Raw genomic sequence first — 19,682 nt, forward strand, 5'->3', positions numbered from 1 at the left:
CTTTCAAAAACCGTTTAAAACTTATTTTGGATTTCTTCTCATCTTGTTTGCCACCTAAGTAGCAAATCTTTATTACTTTATTTGAATGTTAAAGAGCCTCTTGAAATAAATGGTGGACATGACAGGAGTCGAACCTGCGACCCCCTGCGTGCAAAGCAGGTGCTCTCCCAACTGAGCTACACGCCCACAAGATAACTCATCATCTGTTTTAAGCAGTTGATTTGTTTCGTTCATCTCTCAAGGTGAAACGTAATTTATGTGACCTCGTTTCATATGTCAACACTGTTTTTTCTTTTTTTTTACTTTTTTTGCATTTTTTTTAATTTCCTATCATAATTTCATTATGCAAAGGAGAATTTCAATAATGACTATTGTAAAGCTTGTAAGAATCTCACTATTTCTATGCATCTTTTTAAGTTGTAGCAAGAATAGCGATATAAAAACACAGGAAGAAGTATCGGACAAAAAGGTTGATGTCTTTAAAATAAATGTAGATCGTACTGGATTATCTGAATCTGAAGGAATTATTAAGACTTCACACGGTAATATTACCTTTAAATTCTATCCTAAAAAGGCTCCTAATACGGTTGCACGCCTAATTCAGTTAATTCAAAGTGGTTTTTATGATGGATTGGGCTTTCATCGAGTAATTCCTAACTTTGTAGTACAAACAGGGGATCCTACAGGCACTGGTAATGGTGGTTCAGGCAAAAAAATCCAGGCAGAATTTAATAATATAAGTCATGTTGCTGGAACAATGGCCATGGCCCGTACTTTAACAGATGAAAATAGTGCTGATTCTCAATTCTATATAGCACTAACAGCACTTCCTCACTTAGATGGTAAGTATACTGTCTTCGGGCAAGTAGTAGATGGATTAGACATCTTAAAAAAGATTAAAGCTGGTGATAAAATTATCAGTATTGAATACCTAGAATAAGAAAAACTTTTTTTAATTTTAAAAGACCTGCAGTTTGCAGGTTTTTTTTTACTTATTTGCTTAGAAATTATAGCTAAATTTTAGAAAAATTAAATTGCTCTTATCATTTACATAATGCAGACAAAACCGGGTTTAAAGCTATTACAAGTAATATAAGATAATGTGTAAGCGAAAGCACTTTTACAAAAAATAGTTTAACAAAAACAATCATTACATTTTTTATTTCTTCTTTATTGAAAGAGAAAAAATTTAAAACTAACAAACACACTTTCTAAAAATGTTCATAAATTAAATAATTTATAAAGTTAGAACTGAATAACTTCTCCACCACTGTTTAGGCATGGAGATAAAGGAATGCATTCGAAAGAAGAAGAAGAAGAAGAAGAAGAAGAAGAAGAAGAAGAAAGCTTTTTGTATATAAAATTAACTTTATCAATTGCAACTCAAGAAGAGCTAGCAAAAGATTTCAGTACATATTTTTTGATTTTTTTTCTGATAAAGAATTAAAACACTCAAGTTGCTTTTTAAATTTTCTTACGATTGAAAATCGTCTGGGTTATGGCGTCGGTGTATTTGTAAACAACTGTTTCGTTTTTGGGAAAGAAGGAATAAGGGCAAAAGATTTCTTGTTCAATTTATTTAAAAAGCTAAAAAAAAAGCCTGCATATTCTGCAGGCTTTTTTTTATTTTCCATGTCTTTTTTTATCTTTTGTATAAATGAATGTTTTTAAAATCAGGAGCCCAACAATTAAAAATCCAATGATCCAACTTGTTTTCGCAGTAAATTGTCCATCTTTTACTGGTAATGGCTCTTTAGTTGGTACTTGTTGTGTAGTCGTATTCGTGTTTTCAGACATACAAACTCCTTTGTGTCTAATTATCTAAACATTGATTCTAAAATAAGCACAGTAGCATAAACACCTGCTGAAATTGGAATTGCAGCAATAAAACGTGTCCATTTAGTTTCTTCATTTAAGTGCATAAAGTAGTAAGCAACTAAGAAAGCTTTTCCAAGAGCTAAAAGTACTAGAGCACTATCGCGATAAAACTTTGCAATATTTGTCATACCTGGAATGATTAGTTCCACAGCTGTTAAAAACGTCAGTACGAAGAAAATGAAAATATATAATTTCTTGTGTGAATGATGTGCGCCTTCAGCCATTTTATTCTCCATTTATAATTAATTAATTTTTTAAATACTGTTCTTTGTTAACTAATAAACCAAGATCAATCATTAGCTTATTAATATCTTTACTTGTTGAATCGTAATACCCTCTGATTTTACCATGTCCATCAACTAGAACAAGTTTTTCAGAGTGTGCAATATCAAGCATTGTTACCTTTTCACCGTTAACATTGGCCTCAACTTCTCGTAATTTTCCCATCTGAGTACCGAAGCCATCTACTATTGTAGATTGCATATCTTCAGTCTTTCCAGTTAAGAAAGTCCAAATATAAGGATTTGCTTGATGTTTTCTTGCATACTTAAATAGTGTTTTAGGATTATCCGTTTCAGGATCAACAGTAAAAGATACAAGTGCAACCTTTTGCCCAAGTCCTCTTACTCTCTTTTGAATCTTTTGCATTTCTTCCGTTAACCTAAGACAGCTAGACGGACAATTAGTGAAAATGAAGTTTGCTATATAAACACGCCCTTCTAATTCTTTTGATCCAAATGTTTTTCCAAAACTATTAGTAAGTGAGAAAGCTGGTAATTGTTTCATGACTGGAAGTTCAGGAGGTAATTCTCTAAATACTGATTTGAAAAAAGGTACTGAGAAGAAATATAAAACAAATACTAACCAAAACGCTTTCTTTGAGACAAGCGTTTCGATTAGTGAATTTGATCTTTTTATACCTAAACTAGTCATTATTTAACTCTGTTGATTCTTATTGATTCTTAATACGATCAAGTAACTCTTTACGAGCTTCTGTGTCTTTTAAGTTCTTAAGATACTCTACGTAGTGAGCAACTGCCCAGATTTGATCATCTGTAAGTGTTCCTTTCCAAGCAGCCATTGCTGTTCCACCAACACCTGCAGCTAAACGAAGAGCAATTTCTTCAACTGTATCTGCCGAACGAATCGTATTCCAAGTGAAATCAGGTGGAAGTGATTTGAATCCCCACTCAGTTTCTTGAAGCTTTGATTGATAATCACTATCAGAGAAATCACTCGCGCTCATACCAGTAAGCTTCGCAAGCTCATCCTTAGGAACGTAAGCTCTGTGACATGACCAGCACATTGCATCTGCGTGATAAACTTTCTTACCTTCTTCAATAGCAGACTTAACGTGAGCTACACCGTAAGGGTTTTTACCAAGAGTAACTTGTTTTCCAAGTTCCTTATCTTTACCTTCCCATACTGATGGAGCAAAAGTTTTAATGTATTGAACAACTTCAAACATTTGATCTTCAGTTAGATCCCATGGAAGCATTGCCGTACCATGAAGACCCTTCTCTAAGATTTTGTAGAAGTGCTTATCGTGTGGAAGAGTTCCCGCTTCAACTTCTCCAAACTTGAAGACACCTTTAGTAAAGTCACGTGGTGGAACTTTCATTGCCTTAGCTGCAACACCTTTTCCATCACCGTCAACACCGTGACAAGGCATACAGTATTCAGTGTAAATTTGCTTCCCTCTATTAAGAACATCTTTCTTAACATAGAGGCCACCTGCGAATACTTTATCTTCTTTGAAGTGGTTTTCCTGGCAAGAAACCAAAGATAAAATTGTAAACATTGCTGTTAAAGTTAATGCCATTTTCTTCATAGCTATCCTCTTAAAATACAAACATAACGATAAACATTACTAACCAAACGACACCTAAAAAGTGCCAAAACTTAGATACATTCTGTACCCAAGTTACTTTCTCCATACTGTAACCTTTCATTGAAACAGGAAGAAGAAATAAAAGTGCAATTAAACCTAGAACAATATGCGCAGCATGAGTCCAAGTAAGTGCATAAAATAAAGATGGGAATACTCCGCCAGAAGCTTGAAGTCCCATCGCTGCCATTGAGTTCCAAAGTTGCCATTGAACAAACATGAAACCAAGACCTAATAAATAAGTTAATGCGAAATAAACTCTCATGGCCTTAGTATTGTGCTTATTGAATGCAGATTCAAACAGCACTAAAGCAACAGAACTTAACGCAATTATTATTGTACTGACCATAGGGAGTGTTAGAGGAATTCTCGGCATTCCCATTGGTGGCCATACATCAACAGTTAAACGGTAAACAGAAAAACCAAGTAACATCGTAGCAAAGAGCATTGTAAATGAAACAAGAAGCACAATCATCGCGATTGATGATGTGAGCTGTTTTGCTTCAAAATCTTTGTTTGTCATTACTTGGTTCATTCTAATTATGCCTCAACTATTTCTTCAGTTTGATATTGGAAATCCTTACCTTCTGGAAGATTTGGGTTTCCTAGTTCGTGTGGTCCACACTTAACAACAGGGATCTCTTTAAAGTTATACACTGGTGCTGGTGATGGAATTGTCCACTCAAGAGTACCAACATTCCAAGGGTTGTCAGATACTGGCTCTTTTTCTTTCTTAAAGAAAATTGTGTAAACAAAGTTGATTACGAATGGAATTTGTCCAAGACCCATTAGTAATGCAGAGTAAGTAACAAATGCATTAATTGGGATTAGTCTTTCCATAAATTCGTAAACAAATGGGTTATAAAGACGTCTGTGCATACCTGCGTATCCAACAATCATCATTCCCATGAATACACCATTTAGACCAATCATTGTGATCCAGAAGTGCACTTTACCCCAGAATTCATTCAGGAATTTACCAAACATTTTTGGCATCCAGAAATAAATTGCTGCGTATCCACCAAGAAGTACAGAAGCTGCCATCGTATAGTGGAAGTGACCTACTACAAAGTATGTATCGTGTAGGTAAAGGTCAGTTGTAACAGTTGCTAGATATAGACCTGTTAGACCACCAAGACCAAAAACGAATACAACACCAAGAGAGAAAATCATTGGCGTATCAAACTTGATTGATCCTTTCCAAATTGTCCCTAACCAGTTTGCAAAGAAAATTGCAGATGGAATTGAGATCGTCATTGTAAGAGTCATGAAAGTTTGAGTTAAAAGTGGACTCATTTGAGTCGTATACATGTGGTGACCATATACAATTGTTGAAAGAATTGTAATCGAAGTCATAGAAAGCGCAGTTGCTTTCGCACCAAATGCTGGTTTTCTAGCGAAGAAAGAAAGTAAGTCAGATACAATCCCCCACGCAGGAAGAATAAGGATATAAACTTCAGGGTGACCAAAGATCCAGAATACGTGTTGGTAAAGGATAGGATCACCTGTTCCTGTTGTTGCAGCAGCACCAGCAAGGAAGAAAGTTGTTCCAAATACACGGTCAAATAATAGAAGTAAAAGACCTGCACCAAGTACTGGAAGGAAAATTGCGTTTAAAATAGCTGTTAGCCATAGACCCCAAACAGATAGTGGCATATCAAAGTATCCCATACCTGGAGCTCTAAGAACGATAACAGTTGTAATATAGTTAACCGCACCCATCGTTGAAGATACACCAAGAAGGAAAAGAGCAAGAGTCCAAAGAGTTTGCCCGGCCCCTGGTGAACCAATTAGCGTTGATAAAGTTGGGTACGAAGTCCAACCACCTGCTGCAGCACCTAGTGGTAAACACAGAGAAGCAACAAGGATTAACGCTGATGCAGCTGCAATCCAAAAAGAAAGCATATTAAGTAATGGGAAGACCATATCTCTTGCCCCAATTTGTAATGGGATAAGATAGTTTCCGAACGCCCCAATTAGAATTGGTGTAATTGCGTAGAAAATCATGATCGTACCGTGCATAGTGAAAAGCATCGCGTACGTATCTGGTGGAACAACTCCTCCTGTTGAAGGGAAAAGTAAGTTACCTAGAATTGGGAATGCCTCTCCAGGAAACGCTAGTGTCCAGCGAATCATAAGGGCCATCATCCCACCTAAACCTAGACCAATGATTCCGTACCAAAGAAATTGTTTTCCGATCACTTTGTGATCATAAGAAAAAATATACTTTGAGATGAAAGTCTTTGGCTCTGAGTGAATATGTTGCTCGAAAAATGCCATTTTATATTCTCCTAAAAGTTATCTTAAAATTAGTACTGCCACTTCCAACCCCAGAATAATTCAGGGTTTTCAGGGTCATTCTCATGAATAGCTTTCTCTTGAGCTTCCGCAATCCAAGTTGCGTAGTCCTCAGCTGAATAAGTAGTTAGAGAAGCTTTCATTCTGTAGTGATATGTTCCACACATTTCTGCACAAGCAATATCCCAAGTACCAGCTTTAGTTGGTTCAAACCATAGACGAGTTAAACGACCAGGAATTGCATCAACCTTACGACGAGCATTTGGAAAATATAGTGAGTGAATTACATCTTTTGAAAGTACTTGAATAACAACTTTACGACCAACAGGTAGTCTTAAGTCATTTAACTGAACAACATCATCTTCTGTGTTGAAGATATTGTCTGCACCAGCATATCTAAAGTGCCATGCCCATTGCTGACCAAGCGCTTGAATACGAAGTGGATTCTCGTCCTCTTTTGGCCACTTAGCAAAAACATTTACATAATCCTCATTCGACATTCTTGTAATGTTCATATCGATTCCAAGGAATACCGATAGACCAATTACAGTCGCAATGATGATATGAATCTTCTTGTTCCCATAAGTATAATAAGGCTTTGGGTGTCTCTTAGCTGAATAAAAGTAAGAGAAACCAAATAATCCTGCACATACTAATGCAAAGAAAAAGAGGTTCATGTAAGTAGTGTAGCCAAATAACCAATCGATCAAGTGACCGTGCACAGAGATATCTTCAGGTGGTTTCATTCTTTCCCAAAGACTCATCTGCTTAGAAGTTGTACTAACAACTGTAGCTAAAACAGGTGTCAAAAATCCCATAGACCTTCCTTCTATTGAAATACTTTATTAATTTGAATTGATAAATTTTAACCCTTTTTTATAACATTTTCCACGATTTAGCTAAGGAAAATCATCAATGATAGCAAGAGTGGTAAATAGATTATAGAACCCCAAAAATATTGTCGGGCCCAAGCTACGTAACTCGGCTCATCATGAATAAAAAAACTTTGCAAACTCTGCGCAAAAAATAGCCCATTAACTACTAATGAAGCGATAAAAAAGTTCCAAGAATTGAGACCAAAGAAATATCCGGCACTACTAAATAAAAATAAGAATAATGTCCAAAGAGCAATACAGATCTTCATTTTGGCAATTGAGTAGTAATGAGGATAAACCTTAATATCACCTTCCGCGTAATCTTGTTTATGGTAAATCGAGATGGCCATGAAGTGAGGAATTTGCCAAATAAACAAAATACCAAACAATAAAATTGCTAGACCATCAATTTCACCTGTCACAATTGTGCGCCCCATTACAGGAGGAATTGCCCCAGGAAGTGCACCAACAAATAACGCAGCAGGACTAGTTCTCTTCATCGGAGTATAGACATAAAGATAAGAAAAAAATGCCAACGCACCGAGTAACGCAGTAACTTTATTTACATAAATATAAGTTAGACTAAATCCGAGAATAAAAAGCAGCCATCCTTGAACAACAGCATAAATTGGTTTTATTCGTCCTGCTGGTAAGGCGCGATCTTTAGTACGAACCATATTGGAATCAACTTCAATTTCCATATAGCAATTAATTGTCGTTGCAGACATGACAATTAAAATTGAAAAAATAAGTGCATTAATCAGATAGAAGAAATCAACATATTGTCCAGTAAGTAAAATTCCTGAAATAATAGTCGAAACAACGAGTAGACCAAGTCTTGGCTTAGTTAAGCTTAACAAGTCACTTGCTACAGTATGCTTATAACCACCAAAAAACACTTCCTCAAAACGCTTGAACCACTGAAATAAGAAAAGTAAATTTAGCGTAATGATAATTGCTAATAAAAGATGAAGTACTTGGAAGTAAGTAGTATCAGTTAGTAAGAACAATCTCTTTGCATTAAATAAGTGAACTAAAAATAGTCCAACTAAACTTCCAGATAAAAGAGAGAATTGTTTAAATGCTCTTCCATGTAATAAAGTAATTGTTTTTCTTATACTAAAGAGAAACGCTAGTAGTACTACTAGAAACAGGACTCCTAAATACTTATGAAGAGAGTGTATTTGTGCTGCTACAGTAGTAGGCCAAAAGCGAAGGCCCTCTGCTGTTTGGCATAGGATATTAATATTATCCCCTACTCCACACACATCTTTTGTTGCAGTTTGATGAACAATACCACCAAAGAAGAACTGTCCAAATGCAATTAGTAACATAATAAAGACAAGATCTTTCGACGAAGGTGAATACCCTTTTAAATTCAGTTCTTGTTTTTTGATAACAGGATAAAATTGCTGAGAAAAGATTGCGATATAAGCAAAACTTAAAATTAAGTGGAAAACACTGACAAGAGTTGGAAGCTTATAAATGAAGTTAATTCCACCCAGTAGCGACTGAAGAATTAAAAGAAATAGTCCTAAACGAACAGACTTTTCTTTTGGATGCTTAATAAAAAGAAATGTATTTAAAACAATGATAATTCCAGCAAAAACTCTATGTAGAATTGGATATATTGATGACTTATCAACAGTAGCTGCATAACAGATTGGCCAAGAAGTACACTCTAGGCCAGTGAAGTCCGCACTCACTAACCCACCAATGACAATTAAACCTAAAGTTAATAATATATTGATGAAGGCAAGTGTACGATACATTACAGTTCCACCTCTTGTGATTTTTTAAGAATGATTAATAACTCATAAATAAAGTAAGAAAGTAAAATAGCAAATAATAAGTGAACTGGCTGAGCAAAGGCTGGAAATGCTAAATAAGCTAAGACTACTCCTGCTGTAATGACACCAATTAACACTAACATTATTGAGATACACTTCTTTTGTACAAATGAATTGTCTTTGAACTCTTCCATGATTTTTCTAAGAGTATACGAAAATCCAAGAAGTACTAAGATTGAGAAAGAACGGTGAATATAAAAAATCATATCAAGTCGTTCAACCCAATTTGTCCTAGCTAAATTCGGCTCTGTATTAGTTATCAAGTCAATTTGCTCTCTAACTTGAGTTCCTAAAACGATTTGAATCACAACTAGTCCCACAAGAACCCACAAGAAGTCTTTGTAGCGATCAACGCAGTGTTTGCGATGAAATTTGAGTTCCGTTACCTCATATTTTAAATGGGCAAGCGCAAATGCAAGAAATATCGCGAGTAACATATGAATTGTAATAACAGCTGGATGTAGATGTGAACTAACGACCATTGCTCCTACACCACCATTTAAAACGACTAGAAACAAGGCCAATCCAGAAAGCCATACAACCTTCTTATTATCCTTCTTATAAGCAAATGATAGTACTACTAAAATGATCGAAGCAATACCAGTCCATACACCGGCCATTCTGTTGAAGTACTCCGTCCATGTATGTACAGGATTGAAAATAGCAACAATGCGACCAGGCTTTGCAAAACGAGTTTGATAATCAGCTGGAAGTTGATCAACACTTGTAGGAGGAACAATTTTACCGAAACAAGTTGGCCAATCAGGACATCCCATTCCAGCTCCGGTGCTTCTTACCATCCCTCCAATGAGAATAAGTGCAAAAACAGTGATTATGACTACAGGCAAAAACTTTTTGAATCGTAATTTTTTAGAATTTTCCATTTCAACTTCAGCTTGATTTCAACTTTCTTAACCCAACTAGAAATATGAATAATTTTCAATTTCAAAGTGTTGGGATAGTATTTCTATATAGGAGTCAATATGCACAAAAATCACGGTCCTGTCTATTATGGTGACTATTTAGAACTGAATAAATTACTCGATACACAAAATCCTCTCTCTAAAAAATATGGAGATGAAGCACACGATGAAACACTTTTTATAGTCGTGCATCAAGTATATGAATTATGGTTCAAACAAATACTTCACGAACTACACTCGATAAAAAACATTTTCTCAGTAGATAAAGTTGAAGAATCATTGCTTTCAACTGTTTGTTCAAGACTTGAGCGCATTAAAAAAGTTCAAACTCTACTTCTTGGCCAATTAGAAGTGATGGAAACAATGACCCCGATGGATTTTCTTGAATTTAGAGATTTACTTGTCCCTGCTTCAGGATTCCAAAGTGTTCAATTTAGAGAAATTGAAATTCTGCTTGGACTTTCGACAAATCAAAGGAAAGAAGTTGATCGTGAATATTTCCTTGGAAGACTGAATGATCAAGATAAAGAAAGGCTTTTAAAAATTGAAGCTGAGTCAACATTATTTTCTGCTCTTGAGAAATGGCTAGAAAGAATGCCATTTACCTTTAACGAGGAATTTGATTTCTGGAGTGAGTATCAGGCATGTGTTGAAGATATGTTATGTGGTGACGAACTTACTGTCCTTGATAATATGGCAACACTTCCACCTAAGGCGCTAGAGATACAAAAGGCAAACCTTAAAAGTACACGCGATACATTTGAAACACTTTTTAATTCTGTAGAATATAATAAATTAGTAAAAGAAGGAAAAAGAAGGCTTTCTCAAAAAGCGACTCTAAATGCCCTCTTTGTTCTTCTTTATCGAGATGAGCCTATCCTAACACTTCCATATACTGTTCTTGCACACCTTATGGATATCGATGAGAACTTTACGACTTGGCGTTATAAGCATGCACTTATGGCACATAGAATGTTAGGGACTAAAATTGGAACAGGTGGATCTTCAGGTCATCAATACTTAAAAGATGCAGCAGATAACAATCGTTCATTCATCGATCTTTTTAATCTATCAACTTTTATTATTCCAAGATCGCAGAGACCAATTTTACCTGAAAAGTTAAAAACAGCTATGAACTTTAATTACAGAGATTAGAATGTATAAGAAATATTTTAAAAGATTTCTAAACGCAAACGAGGGCAAACTTCACTTTGCTGCTCACTCACACCACTACTGGCCAGATGTCACTAGAGATGCACAGATCAAGTACTGGGATGATAGCGCTAAATATGTTGATGAAAAATGGGGATTATTTTTTTCCAATGAGTTTGTCGAATTACAAAAGAATATTGCAAACGTTTTAAATATTTCTAAACCAGAGCAAATTACATTTGCACCGAATACACATGAGCTTGCTTATCGTATACTTTCAGCTCTTCCTAATGGAGCAAAAGTCTTAACAACTGATAGTGAGTTCTACTCTTTTGATCGTCAAATCAATCGTCTTTCAGAAGAAAATATTTTTGATGTAACTAAGATTGAAAATAGTAATGATAAAAACTTTATCGATAGATTTATTCAAGAAGCAAATACTGACAAATATGATCTAATCTTTATTAGCCAAGTATTTTTTAATTCTTCTTTTGCTATTAAGGATCTCATCTCATTTGTAAAAGCAATCAATTCTAAAGCTGAAATTGTAATTGATGCCTACCATGCATTTATGGCCCTCCCAACAGATCTAAAAGAAATAGAAGATCGAATTTTCTACATGGCCGGGGGTTATAAATACTGCGGATCAGGAGAAGGATCTTGCTTTCTGATATCACCAAAAAATACAAAACTTACGCCAAAAAATACTGGTTGGTTTGCACAGATGGGAGACCTGACAAATTTTAGTGAAGATAAGGTTCCATTTAGTAATGATGGTTTTAGATTTGCTGGATCAACCATGGATTTCACGGCAATCTATCGTATGAATGCTGTTTTAAATCTATGGAAGAATGAAAAGGTAACTGTCCATGATATTCACTTACACGTTGAAAAAAACCAAGCTGACTTTCTGTCAGGAATAAAAGGGACAACTTTAGAAAATAAAATTGTAACAACGGCCAATAGAGGACACTTTATCGCTTTTATTTTCACCACAGCTTTAGAGTGTGAAGAGTATGCCAAAAGTCTTAAAACAAAGAGAGTTAATGTCGATTACCGCCGAAATATTTTGCGTTTTGGCTTTAGCATTTATCAAGATAGTGATGATATAATTAAGCTTATTAAAATTATTAAAGATATTGGTTAGGGAAAAATGGAAGAGAAGAAAAAGCAATCACAGGAAGAACTTCAATCAGGAGCGTCTAATAAGAAGGGTCTTGCTAAGGTTTTAGAAAATATTTTTAGAAAATATCAGGCCATTGGATATATGGCAGCGATGATACCTCCAATTATAGTTTATATTATTTGTATTACTCTAGGATTGACTCCTGGATACATTTTTTTAACTACGGCATATGAAAATGTAGCAGGACAACACTTCATTATTCAGGCCCTAGCGATGTCATTTGCATTTGTTATGTCTTATGCAGCCTACGCTTTAACTCTAATTTTTATCGTACCATTCTTTAATTGGATTTATCCTCTGAAGATGAAACCATTTAAAGGGAGTTGGATTTCTCTAGAAACTCTTCCTTGGTATTATCACAATGCTTTAACACAACTAGTACGCTATACAGTTTTAGATTTTTTTCAAGCAACACCGATAATCACTCTTTTTTATAAAATGATGGGAATGAAGATTGGAAAGAATTGTGTAATCAATACGACAAATATTTCTGATCCATGTCTGATTACACTTGAAGACTATGTGACAATTGGCGGCTCTGCCACAATTTTTGCTCATTATGCTCAAGCTGGTTTTCTAGTTATTGCGCCAACAGTTATTAAGAGAGGTGCAACAGTTGGATTAAAAGCCTCGATTATGGGAGATGTTATTATTGGCGAAAAAGTTGTTGTTTCACCACATGAAGCGGTACTTCCAAAATCAAGACTAAATGCAGAAGATAGAAAGAAAGCAAAAAAAAGAATCTAGTAATTAAGATATTTTAAAAAGAAAAAAATCATTACACCAGTTACTGAAACATAAAGCCAAATGGGTAAAGTCCACTTTGCCCATTTCTTATGGCTCTTAAAACTACCAGTCAAAGCATTCCAAAGAGTAATTAAAATCATTGGCAACATAACAATGCTTAATAAAACGTGTGAAATTAGTATTGAAAAATACACAGGCCTTACAAAACCTTGCGCTATAAATTTCGTATCCCCATGGAAGTGATGATACAGAAGATATGAAACAAGAAAGAGAGCGGAAGTGGCAGTCGCCCCTGACATACATTTAATATGTGCAGAAACATTCTTATTTTTAATAAATCTCCAACCTACAAATAATAATGTCGCAGAAATTGTATTTAAAGCAGCGTTTACCATTGGAAGATAATCTACCCACCATAACTTAACTGCAGCTTCTGGTTTGAAGTAAATAAACCAAACGAGAAAAAGTGCAATTAGACCACTTAAAATAAAAAGTAATGTATAGATGAAATTACTGTTGTTCTTCTTCATGAATCTTAGAAGCTACTGAGTTTTTTCTATATTTGTGAATTGTTTTATAAAGAATAAAAAACGGAATATAGATTAGACCAATGAAAGTCACAAGAATCCAAACTAACCTAGCATCCTTTGGATTATCCATAGATCCAGCACAACCAGGACACGCAAAAACGTAGTCTGAAAATAGTACTAGAATTAATATGCCAATTGGTAATAAGAAACTTTTCATATAATTGCCTTATATACCTTTCGGAAGGCTTAGTCCATTATTTTAGGTCAAAACAAAAAAGGCCCTACATAGGTAGGGCCTTTCTTACAACATATTGTTCACTAATTAAATTAAGTAAATAAATGTAAATACTAGAATCCAAACAAGGTCAACGAAGTGCCAGAAAAGACCACACACTTCTAGAAGTCCATAGTCACCTTTGTCAAAACGTCCCTTAAGAGCAAGTACGTACATATAAATAAGGAATATTACACCTGAAAGTACGTGAAGCCCGTGAAAACCTGTAATTGCAAAAAATGTCGAAGAAAATAAGTTATTACCATGCTCATATGTTGAGAATGTCATCCCCATATCTGACATAAGGTGCATATACTCATATGCTTGAATACCAAGGAAGATAACTCCACCGATAATCGTTGCAAGTAACCAACCTCTAATTGCTTTCGGTTGTCTCATCTTTACAGCATCAATCGCCATAACCATTGAAACAGAAGAACAAATTAGAATGAAAGTCATAATCCCTGAAAGGTGTACTCCACCAAGAGCTTCTACAGGGTTTGGCCAATGCTTAGTTGCACGAAGTACAGCATAAGCAATTAATAAGCCTGAAAATGACATGGCATCAGTTCCAAGAAATAACCACATCCCAATTTTATTTGGACTCGCGTGTCCAAATTGAGGGTCATTTGGATAACTAATTACACCGTCATGAACTAAATCTTTTGTATTAGCATGTCCTGCCATTTATAAACTCCCGTTATCTCTTTCCAGCTTTCTTAGCTTTTGGTGAGTAAAAATCACTTCCTAACTCAAGTACATACTTAGTAACTGCTTCGATTTGTCTCTTAGCATCACCGTCAAGAAGTTCTGGATCCGCAGCCTCTCCTTCTGGCCAGAAAGAAGGCATTGTTGTACCAGGCATAATCTTATCTGGACCTTCAAGCCACTTCTTAATCCAACTCTTTCTTAATCTTCTCTTAGCAAAGTGAAGATCTGGAGCAAGTGCAGGATCACTGTTGAATCCTGTCGTGTGACATGAAGCACATGCTAGGTCGTTAAATAATTTAACAGCTGCACGTCTTTCTTCATTACTTTCCCAAACAACTTTTTCATTTTCGTCAAAGATTGGTTGATCAGCTTTTACACGGAACATATCAACAAGTTTTTCTTTTTCTTCTTTGCTCATGTTGAAAGAAGGCATTCTTAACTTAAGCCATGGACGGATTTCATATACATCACCAAGGAAGTAATGGAACCAGTCAGCTTGTACACGGTGTCCTTCTTCAACTAAACGAGGAGGCGCTTCGTTTACATCATCGTAAATTTTCAGCATATCACCGAACTCACCATCGATCTGGTGACATCCAATACAGTTAAACTTAACAGCAACCTTCATACCTTCATTTGCAACAGTTTCAGCAGCATCATATCTCTTAACACCTTTAAGAGGAATCTTCTGATCAACTTGACCGATAAGAGCTGTTGTAATTAGAGCAGCATCTTTCTCGCTCATATGGAACTGAGGCATTCTTAGTAGATCTTTAAATGGTTTATCAACACCATTGTCCCATCTTCTTGGGTTAAGTAGGTGCGCTTTAATCCAAGCTTCTCTTGAGTGCTCAACTTTCTCATGAGAGAAACCAAATTGAGTTAGAGGCTTAGAACCAATTTTTGAAAGTTCTGGACCAATTGGTGCACGATCTTCAAAACCTTTAATATTGTGACATGAGTAACAACCATATTTACCGATTGAACGACGTCCTAATTCCATTGTTCTTTCGTGATCGCTCATTGTCGCAAGCTTAGCTTTTGCAACTTCAACAGTATCAAAAGCAGAGAAGTAAGTTACAAGAATCTCATCTCTTGCACCTTTATCCATATCTGCAAACTTAAGCTTTTCAAATTGATTATTTTTAAGGCTCATTAGGTATGCAGTAATATCGTTAACTTCTCTATCAGATAGTCTGAAAGAAGGCATAATTGTATCTTCTTGGAAGTGACTTGGGTTTTTAAGCCATGAAGCCATCCAATTAGCATCTTTAACTTTAGAACCAATACCATCTAGGTAAGGACCTTTATGAGCATCAACTTTTTGAGACTCAAGTGCAAAGTCTTTAACACCGTGACAAGCAAGACATCCGATTTCACCAACCAGTTGCTTACCTTTTTCTTTATTACCACCAGTGTATTTCATGAAAGGCTTATAGCTTTCAGACTGAGCGTAAATAACTTCAGCGATTGCGTTTACTTCAGCGATATTCTTTTTAACAAACTCTGGTGAGTTATTATTATCGTTATTAAAGAACTGAGGCATTTTTGCATGCTTATTAAATGCTTTTGGTTCCCAAACCCAATTCTTAAAGAAATCTTTATCAAGCTTAGCAGCTATTTTCTCTAAACTAGGACCTGGTTTTCTCTTATGCTCCCAACCTTCAATCTTGTGACAGGCATAACAACCAAATTTTTCAAGAGCACGACGACCTTCATTTAAAGTAGTCGCTTGTGGAATATACTGAACACCACTGTGACATTTAACACATCCAGCTTCGTAATCACCACGTCTTAATTGTACGATAGGTACTTTGTGTGGCTCGTGCCAGTTGTACTTAGCAATCCAATCTTGTTTTTGTTCTTCTGTTGCAGGCATGTGAGCAGCTGCATTGAAGTCATTAACTCTATGCCCTTCACCACCGTGACATGAAGTACAACCAAAGTTCTTCATTGGGTGCTTACCATTAGCTCCAACCATAAGGTCTAAGTTAGGGTGAGTCTTATGTGGGTTTGGTTGATTTTCGTAACCTGGCTTATCAATAAATGTGTGACAAGTCATACAACGATCAACTTTTGGTACGTGTTGAAAGAATCTATCGTCAGTAATATTTTCTAATACTACTTGTTGAACCTTAACAGTTGGGTCCATGAAATCGATAAATGGTAAGTTTCTCAGTGCAAATACCGGAGTAACTTCTTTTCTCTTTTCAGCACCCTTAAGTAGCTCTAGACGACCAACAATACCGTTCACTTGCTTATTAATAGCATCAATATCAGTATTAAAGTCAGCTAGCTGTTTCTTAAGGTTCTTTTCTTTATCTTGAAGAGCTTTCTTCTTATCAGTCGATTTTGCAAAAAGATCTTTCTTCTCTTGAAGTTTTTTAAATAAAGAGCCTGCATTCGATGCATGTTCTGCGTGAGCAACACCGTAATTAAAAGCAAGTGCAGCAACGTCTGAGTTTAGACGACCATTAACGATCTGCTCTTTTTTAATATCTTTAATTACTTGGTTAAGCTCTTTCTCGATAGCAGCAATATCTTTGCTCTTAGCTTCAACTGATTTCTTAGCTGCCGCTAATTCGTCATTAAGAACTTTAACTTTTTCAGCACTGATCTTTGCTTCTTCTTCAGCAATATCTTTAGCAATTTTTTCTTTTTCAATTTTCATTGCTTCGATTTGAATTGCTTTCCAAGGTCTCATGTAATCATCTAGGAAAACCCATATTACCGTGACCAAAAGAACCAGTGAAAAGATCGCGAAGATCTTATTCAGTTTTTTCATATCATAGGCCATGCCTGGCTCATGTTTCTTTGACATTTTTATATACCCTTTATTACTTCTTCTTTAAGTATCTTTATATATCTATATCCAGATTCGCTTATAGGTTAAGTTCCCACTCTGGTAGAGCGATAATATACTTTAAGCTAAATAGCCATCTAAGAACCATCTTAATTGGTAATGAAGTCATACCAAGTACAAGAATGATGAAAATATAGTATCTAATCTGACCAGTGTTTTCGATAATCTTCTTCCCGTACTTTGACTTAGCAATTGCAACAGGAAGTACACAACAGTAAACAAGAGTTAAGATAATACCCACAATCTCTCTAACAACGATATTTGAAGGCATTGGAGTATTTAGCCACTTAAGCCATACAAATTCTGAAAGGTTTACGTTGTACTCAGAAACAACCTTGTGAAAGTCCCAGAACTCAAATGGTCCATAGAATGTCCAGTTTGGACCACGTAAGAAAGTACCAACGATAATTAGGTACATCCAAAGTACGATCCAACCATATAAGAATCCCCACATAGCGATTGGTCTTTCTTTAATTGTGAAATAACCATTCCCTTTTGGGTTTGTGTCAATATATGGAATCGCAATAAGACCAACAAGAATTAGACCAGGAAGTACAACCCCTGCCATCCAAGGGTCAAAGTATACAAGCATTTCTTGTAGACCAAGGAAGTACCAAGGAGCTTTCGCCGGGTTAGGTGCCCAAGTAGTGTTTGCAGGTTCTTCTAGAGGAGCTTTAAAGATAATCGCCCATACTACTAAGAAGATTGTCGTACCGATCATACACATTAACTCAGTAAATACTAAGTTAGGCCATACCCATACTTTTTCTCTATTTTCTGGAAGTGCTTCGATTGGGCACTCACCATTTTCAATTCTCTTGTCATTCTCTGCTGCTCTATAAAGTGCATACCAAGTAAGCCAAGCGATAAGAACGATAATAATGTTAATTGGAATATTATCTGGCCATAGGATAATTGCTCTAAAGTTTGCATCCATACAAAACCAAACTGTAATAGGTGCAGCAGCAATAAGTGCCCATTTAGCAAATTTCTTGCTTCCTACTACACGATAGTACTTCATCATGAAGAAGAATAGGACCGTCGTAATCGGGAATGATCTAATCGGATCGGCCAGCCAGTTTATAAGTTCTTTCATTTATATATCCCTTTCTCTCAAAATATATTTTCTAAAGTGGAGCTGAAATCCCACCGTCTTTTCTTACACGCCAGAAGTGAACTGCAATTAGAACACCAACAACAAGTGGAATGAATACACAGTGAAGAATATAAAATCTTAGTAGTGCTGGTTCCCCAACGAAACGTCCTGCAAGAAGCTGGAAACGAACGTCGTTTTTATCAGAAACCATCACGAAGTCACCAATTTGAGCTAAAGCTGCACCTGGACCACCATGACCTAGGAAAGGTGTTGCTTTTGCCATGTTCGAACCAACGGCAATCGCCCAAATCGCTAGCTGATCCCAAGGAAGTAGGTAACCAGTAAATGATAGTAGAAGAGTTAATACTAAAAGGATAACACCAACACCCCAGTTAAATTCTCTAGGTGGTTTATATGAACCAGTCATAAATACACGGAACATGTGAAGCCACACAGTAATAACCATGGCGTGAGCACCCCAACGGTGAATTTCACGCATAATCCCTAAAGGCACGTGCTCTTTAAGTGCGATAATATCGTTATATGCGTACTCTGCAGTTGGTCTGTAATAGAACATTAAAAGTACACCAGTAACAGTTAGCGCTAAGAAAATGAAAAATGTAAGTCCACCCATACACCATGTATAACCAAGCTGAACCCCTGATTTTTTTAGTTTGATTGGATGTAAGTGTAAAAACACGTTACCAGCTACGACAGCTGCTCTGTTTCTTGCGTTCGTTGGAGGCCCGTGTCTGAAGATCGATTTCCAGACCTGAGTTTCTCTAATGTAATCAACAACACCTCTTTTAGCCATTGTTATTCCTTCCTATTTATTAATCTAAATTAAACTTTTAAGTAACTTTGTGGATTGTCCCACTGACCTTTCTCATAACGATAAATTTTTGTTTTATCGACAATGATTTTTCCTTCAGCATTTAGTGAGATTTTATATCTCTCTAACGGTCTTGGAGCTGGACCTTCGAAGTTGATACCATTTTGGTAGTAACCAGAACCGTGACATGGACATTTAAATTTTAACTCGGCAGGAAGCCAGTTAGGAACACAACCTAAGTGTGTACAGATATTTGAAAGAGCGAAAAGACGTCCTTCCATTTTTACAATCCAAACACCGTAACCATTCTTCCAGCGCTCATCTACACCTTCTTCATAATCGTTAGGACGACCAGCGACGAAATCCATTTCTGGTTCAAAGTTAACGTTTGGATACGTGTAACGGAAAATTAAAGTTAAGAATCCTGCTACCGCAGAAGTGAAGGCTACCCAACCAACAGTAACAAAACTAAAGAACTCTCTTCGGTTTAACTGTTTTTTTACATCATCAGACATTTTAAAAAACCTCTATTTCTAATCATAAATACACAAATTTAAGTCACGATGACCCAATTTATGA

At 36.0% G+C, this 19,682-nt stretch carries 21 protein-coding genes and 1 tRNA gene; 5 read left to right on the forward strand and 17 right to left on the reverse strand.

Going from position 1 to position 19,682, the window contains the following annotated elements; all coding sequences use genetic code 11:
• Positions 1-110: 110 nt before the first annotated feature.
• Positions 111-186: transfer RNA gene (locus tag ACMAWV_RS00005), tRNA-Ala, on the reverse strand.
• A gap of 178 nt (positions 187-364) precedes the next feature.
• Between ACMAWV_RS00005 and ACMAWV_RS00010 the strand changes: the two genes are divergently transcribed.
• Both ACMAWV_RS00010 and ACMAWV_RS00015 read left to right on the forward strand, forming a co-directional pair.
• Positions 365-940, forward strand: a complete 576-nt coding sequence (locus ACMAWV_RS00010) for a peptidylprolyl isomerase (RefSeq protein WP_392993681.1) — start codon at positions 365-367, stop codon at positions 938-940.
• 354 nt (positions 941-1,294) lie between these two features.
• Positions 1,295-1,447, forward strand: a complete 153-nt coding sequence (locus ACMAWV_RS00015) for a hypothetical protein (RefSeq protein ID WP_412470524.1) — start codon at positions 1,295-1,297, stop codon at positions 1,445-1,447.
• 176 nt (positions 1,448-1,623) lie between these two features.
• On the opposite strand, the gene ACMAWV_RS00020 is transcribed toward ACMAWV_RS00015, so the two are convergent.
• The 9 genes from ACMAWV_RS00020 to ACMAWV_RS00060 all read right to left on the reverse strand — a co-directional run bounded on the left by ACMAWV_RS00020 (position 1,624) and on the right by ACMAWV_RS00060 (position 9,673).
• On the reverse strand, positions 1,624-1,797 hold the full coding sequence (locus tag ACMAWV_RS00020) for a hypothetical protein (protein WP_158246899.1): 174 nt from the start codon (positions 1,795-1,797) through the stop codon (positions 1,624-1,626).
• Positions 1,798-1,817: 20 nt separating this feature from the next.
• Positions 1,818-2,102, reverse strand: coding sequence for a cytochrome C oxidase subunit IV family protein (locus ACMAWV_RS00025; RefSeq protein WP_158246900.1), 285 nt, complete (start codon positions 2,100-2,102; stop codon positions 1,818-1,820).
• Positions 2,103-2,124: 22 nt separating this feature from the next.
• Positions 2,125-2,811 (reverse strand): SCO family protein, encoded by a 687-nt coding sequence (locus ACMAWV_RS00030; RefSeq protein ID WP_412470525.1) that lies wholly within the window; start codon positions 2,809-2,811, stop codon positions 2,125-2,127.
• 19 nt (positions 2,812-2,830) lie between these two features.
• A complete protein-coding gene (locus ACMAWV_RS00035; protein ID WP_103218387.1) occupies positions 2,831-3,709 on the reverse strand; it encodes a c-type cytochrome in 879 nt (292 codons plus the stop codon).
• Positions 3,710-3,719: 10 nt separating this feature from the next.
• Positions 3,720-4,301, reverse strand: a complete 582-nt coding sequence (locus ACMAWV_RS00040) for a cytochrome c oxidase subunit 3 (protein ID WP_103218388.1) — start codon at positions 4,299-4,301, stop codon at positions 3,720-3,722.
• 5 nt (positions 4,302-4,306) lie between these two features.
• Positions 4,307-6,046, reverse strand: a complete 1,740-nt coding sequence (locus ACMAWV_RS00045; protein ID WP_103218389.1) for a cytochrome c oxidase subunit I — start codon at positions 6,044-6,046, stop codon at positions 4,307-4,309.
• A gap of 29 nt (positions 6,047-6,075) precedes the next feature.
• A complete protein-coding gene (locus tag ACMAWV_RS00050) occupies positions 6,076-6,882 on the reverse strand; it encodes a cytochrome c oxidase subunit II (protein ID WP_103218390.1) in 807 nt (268 codons plus the stop codon).
• A gap of 77 nt (positions 6,883-6,959) precedes the next feature.
• Positions 6,960-8,711 carry a heme o synthase gene (gene cyoE, locus ACMAWV_RS00055; RefSeq protein WP_412470526.1) on the reverse strand — a complete coding sequence of 584 codons (1,752 nt, stop codon included), beginning with the start codon at positions 8,709-8,711 and terminating at the stop codon, positions 6,960-6,962.
• Positions 8,711-9,673, reverse strand: a complete 963-nt coding sequence (locus ACMAWV_RS00060) for a COX15/CtaA family protein (protein ID WP_392993688.1) — start codon at positions 9,671-9,673, stop codon at positions 8,711-8,713. Before ACMAWV_RS00060 ends, cyoE begins: the two co-directional genes overlap by 1 nt.
• A 99-nt stretch (positions 9,674-9,772) precedes the next feature.
• Here ACMAWV_RS00060 and ACMAWV_RS00065 point away from each other — a divergent pair, with 99 nt between their 5' ends.
• The 3 genes from ACMAWV_RS00065 to ACMAWV_RS00075 are packed head-to-tail and all read left to right on the forward strand — an operon-like array spanning position 9,773 to position 12,797.
• The gene (locus tag ACMAWV_RS00065; RefSeq protein ID WP_103218393.1) at positions 9,773-10,867 is read left to right on the forward strand and encodes a tryptophan 2,3-dioxygenase family protein; all 1,095 of its coding nucleotides are present in this window, start codon (positions 9,773-9,775) and stop codon (positions 10,865-10,867) included.
• 1 nt (position 10,868) lies between these two features.
• The gene (locus ACMAWV_RS00070; protein ID WP_392993694.1) at positions 10,869-12,011 is read left to right on the forward strand and encodes an aminotransferase class V-fold PLP-dependent enzyme; all 1,143 of its coding nucleotides are present in this window, start codon (positions 10,869-10,871) and stop codon (positions 12,009-12,011) included.
• A gap of 6 nt (positions 12,012-12,017) precedes the next feature.
• Positions 12,018-12,797, forward strand: a complete 780-nt coding sequence (locus tag ACMAWV_RS00075; RefSeq protein ID WP_412470527.1) for an acyltransferase — start codon at positions 12,018-12,020, stop codon at positions 12,795-12,797.
• Here the strand turns inward: ACMAWV_RS00075 and ACMAWV_RS00080 are convergent.
• The 7 genes from ACMAWV_RS00080 to ACMAWV_RS00110 all read right to left on the reverse strand — a co-directional run bounded on the left by ACMAWV_RS00080 (position 12,794) and on the right by ACMAWV_RS00110 (position 19,618).
• Complete coding sequence (locus ACMAWV_RS00080) at positions 12,794-13,327, reverse strand: DUF420 domain-containing protein (protein WP_103218396.1); 534 nt, start codon at positions 13,325-13,327, stop codon at positions 12,794-12,796. The genes ACMAWV_RS00075 and ACMAWV_RS00080 overlap by 4 nt on opposite strands.
• A complete protein-coding gene (locus ACMAWV_RS00085) occupies positions 13,308-13,544 on the reverse strand; it encodes a hypothetical protein (RefSeq protein ID WP_103218397.1) in 237 nt (78 codons plus the stop codon). The genes ACMAWV_RS00080 and ACMAWV_RS00085 overlap by 20 nt, the downstream gene beginning before the upstream one ends.
• Before the next feature lie 105 nt (positions 13,545-13,649).
• The gene (locus ACMAWV_RS00090) at positions 13,650-14,288 is read right to left on the reverse strand and encodes a cytochrome c oxidase subunit 3 (protein ID WP_199177553.1); all 639 of its coding nucleotides are present in this window, start codon (positions 14,286-14,288) and stop codon (positions 13,650-13,652) included.
• A 13-nt stretch (positions 14,289-14,301) separates the two neighbouring features.
• The gene (locus ACMAWV_RS00095; RefSeq protein ID WP_412470528.1) at positions 14,302-17,133 is read right to left on the reverse strand and encodes a c-type cytochrome; all 2,832 of its coding nucleotides are present in this window, start codon (positions 17,131-17,133) and stop codon (positions 14,302-14,304) included.
• Between the two features lie 61 nt (positions 17,134-17,194).
• Positions 17,195-18,271 carry a hypothetical protein gene (locus tag ACMAWV_RS00100; RefSeq protein ID WP_199177554.1) on the reverse strand — a complete coding sequence of 359 codons (1,077 nt, stop codon included), beginning with the start codon at positions 18,269-18,271 and terminating at the stop codon, positions 17,195-17,197.
• A 31-nt stretch (positions 18,272-18,302) separates the two neighbouring features.
• A complete protein-coding gene (locus tag ACMAWV_RS00105) occupies positions 18,303-19,085 on the reverse strand; it encodes a cytochrome b N-terminal domain-containing protein (protein WP_103218399.1) in 783 nt (260 codons plus the stop codon).
• Positions 19,086-19,114: 29 nt separating this feature from the next.
• Positions 19,115-19,618: a ubiquinol-cytochrome c reductase iron-sulfur subunit gene (locus ACMAWV_RS00110; RefSeq protein ID WP_021267552.1), complete on the reverse strand. Its 504-nt coding sequence runs from the start codon at positions 19,616-19,618 to the stop codon at positions 19,115-19,117.
• Positions 19,619-19,682: the final 64 nt, after the last annotated feature.

It is taken from the genome of Halobacteriovorax sp. RT-1-1 (assembly GCF_047085455.1).
In the GTDB taxonomy this organism is placed as follows: Bacteria; Bdellovibrionota; Bacteriovoracia; order Bacteriovoracales; family Bacteriovoracaceae; genus Halobacteriovorax_A.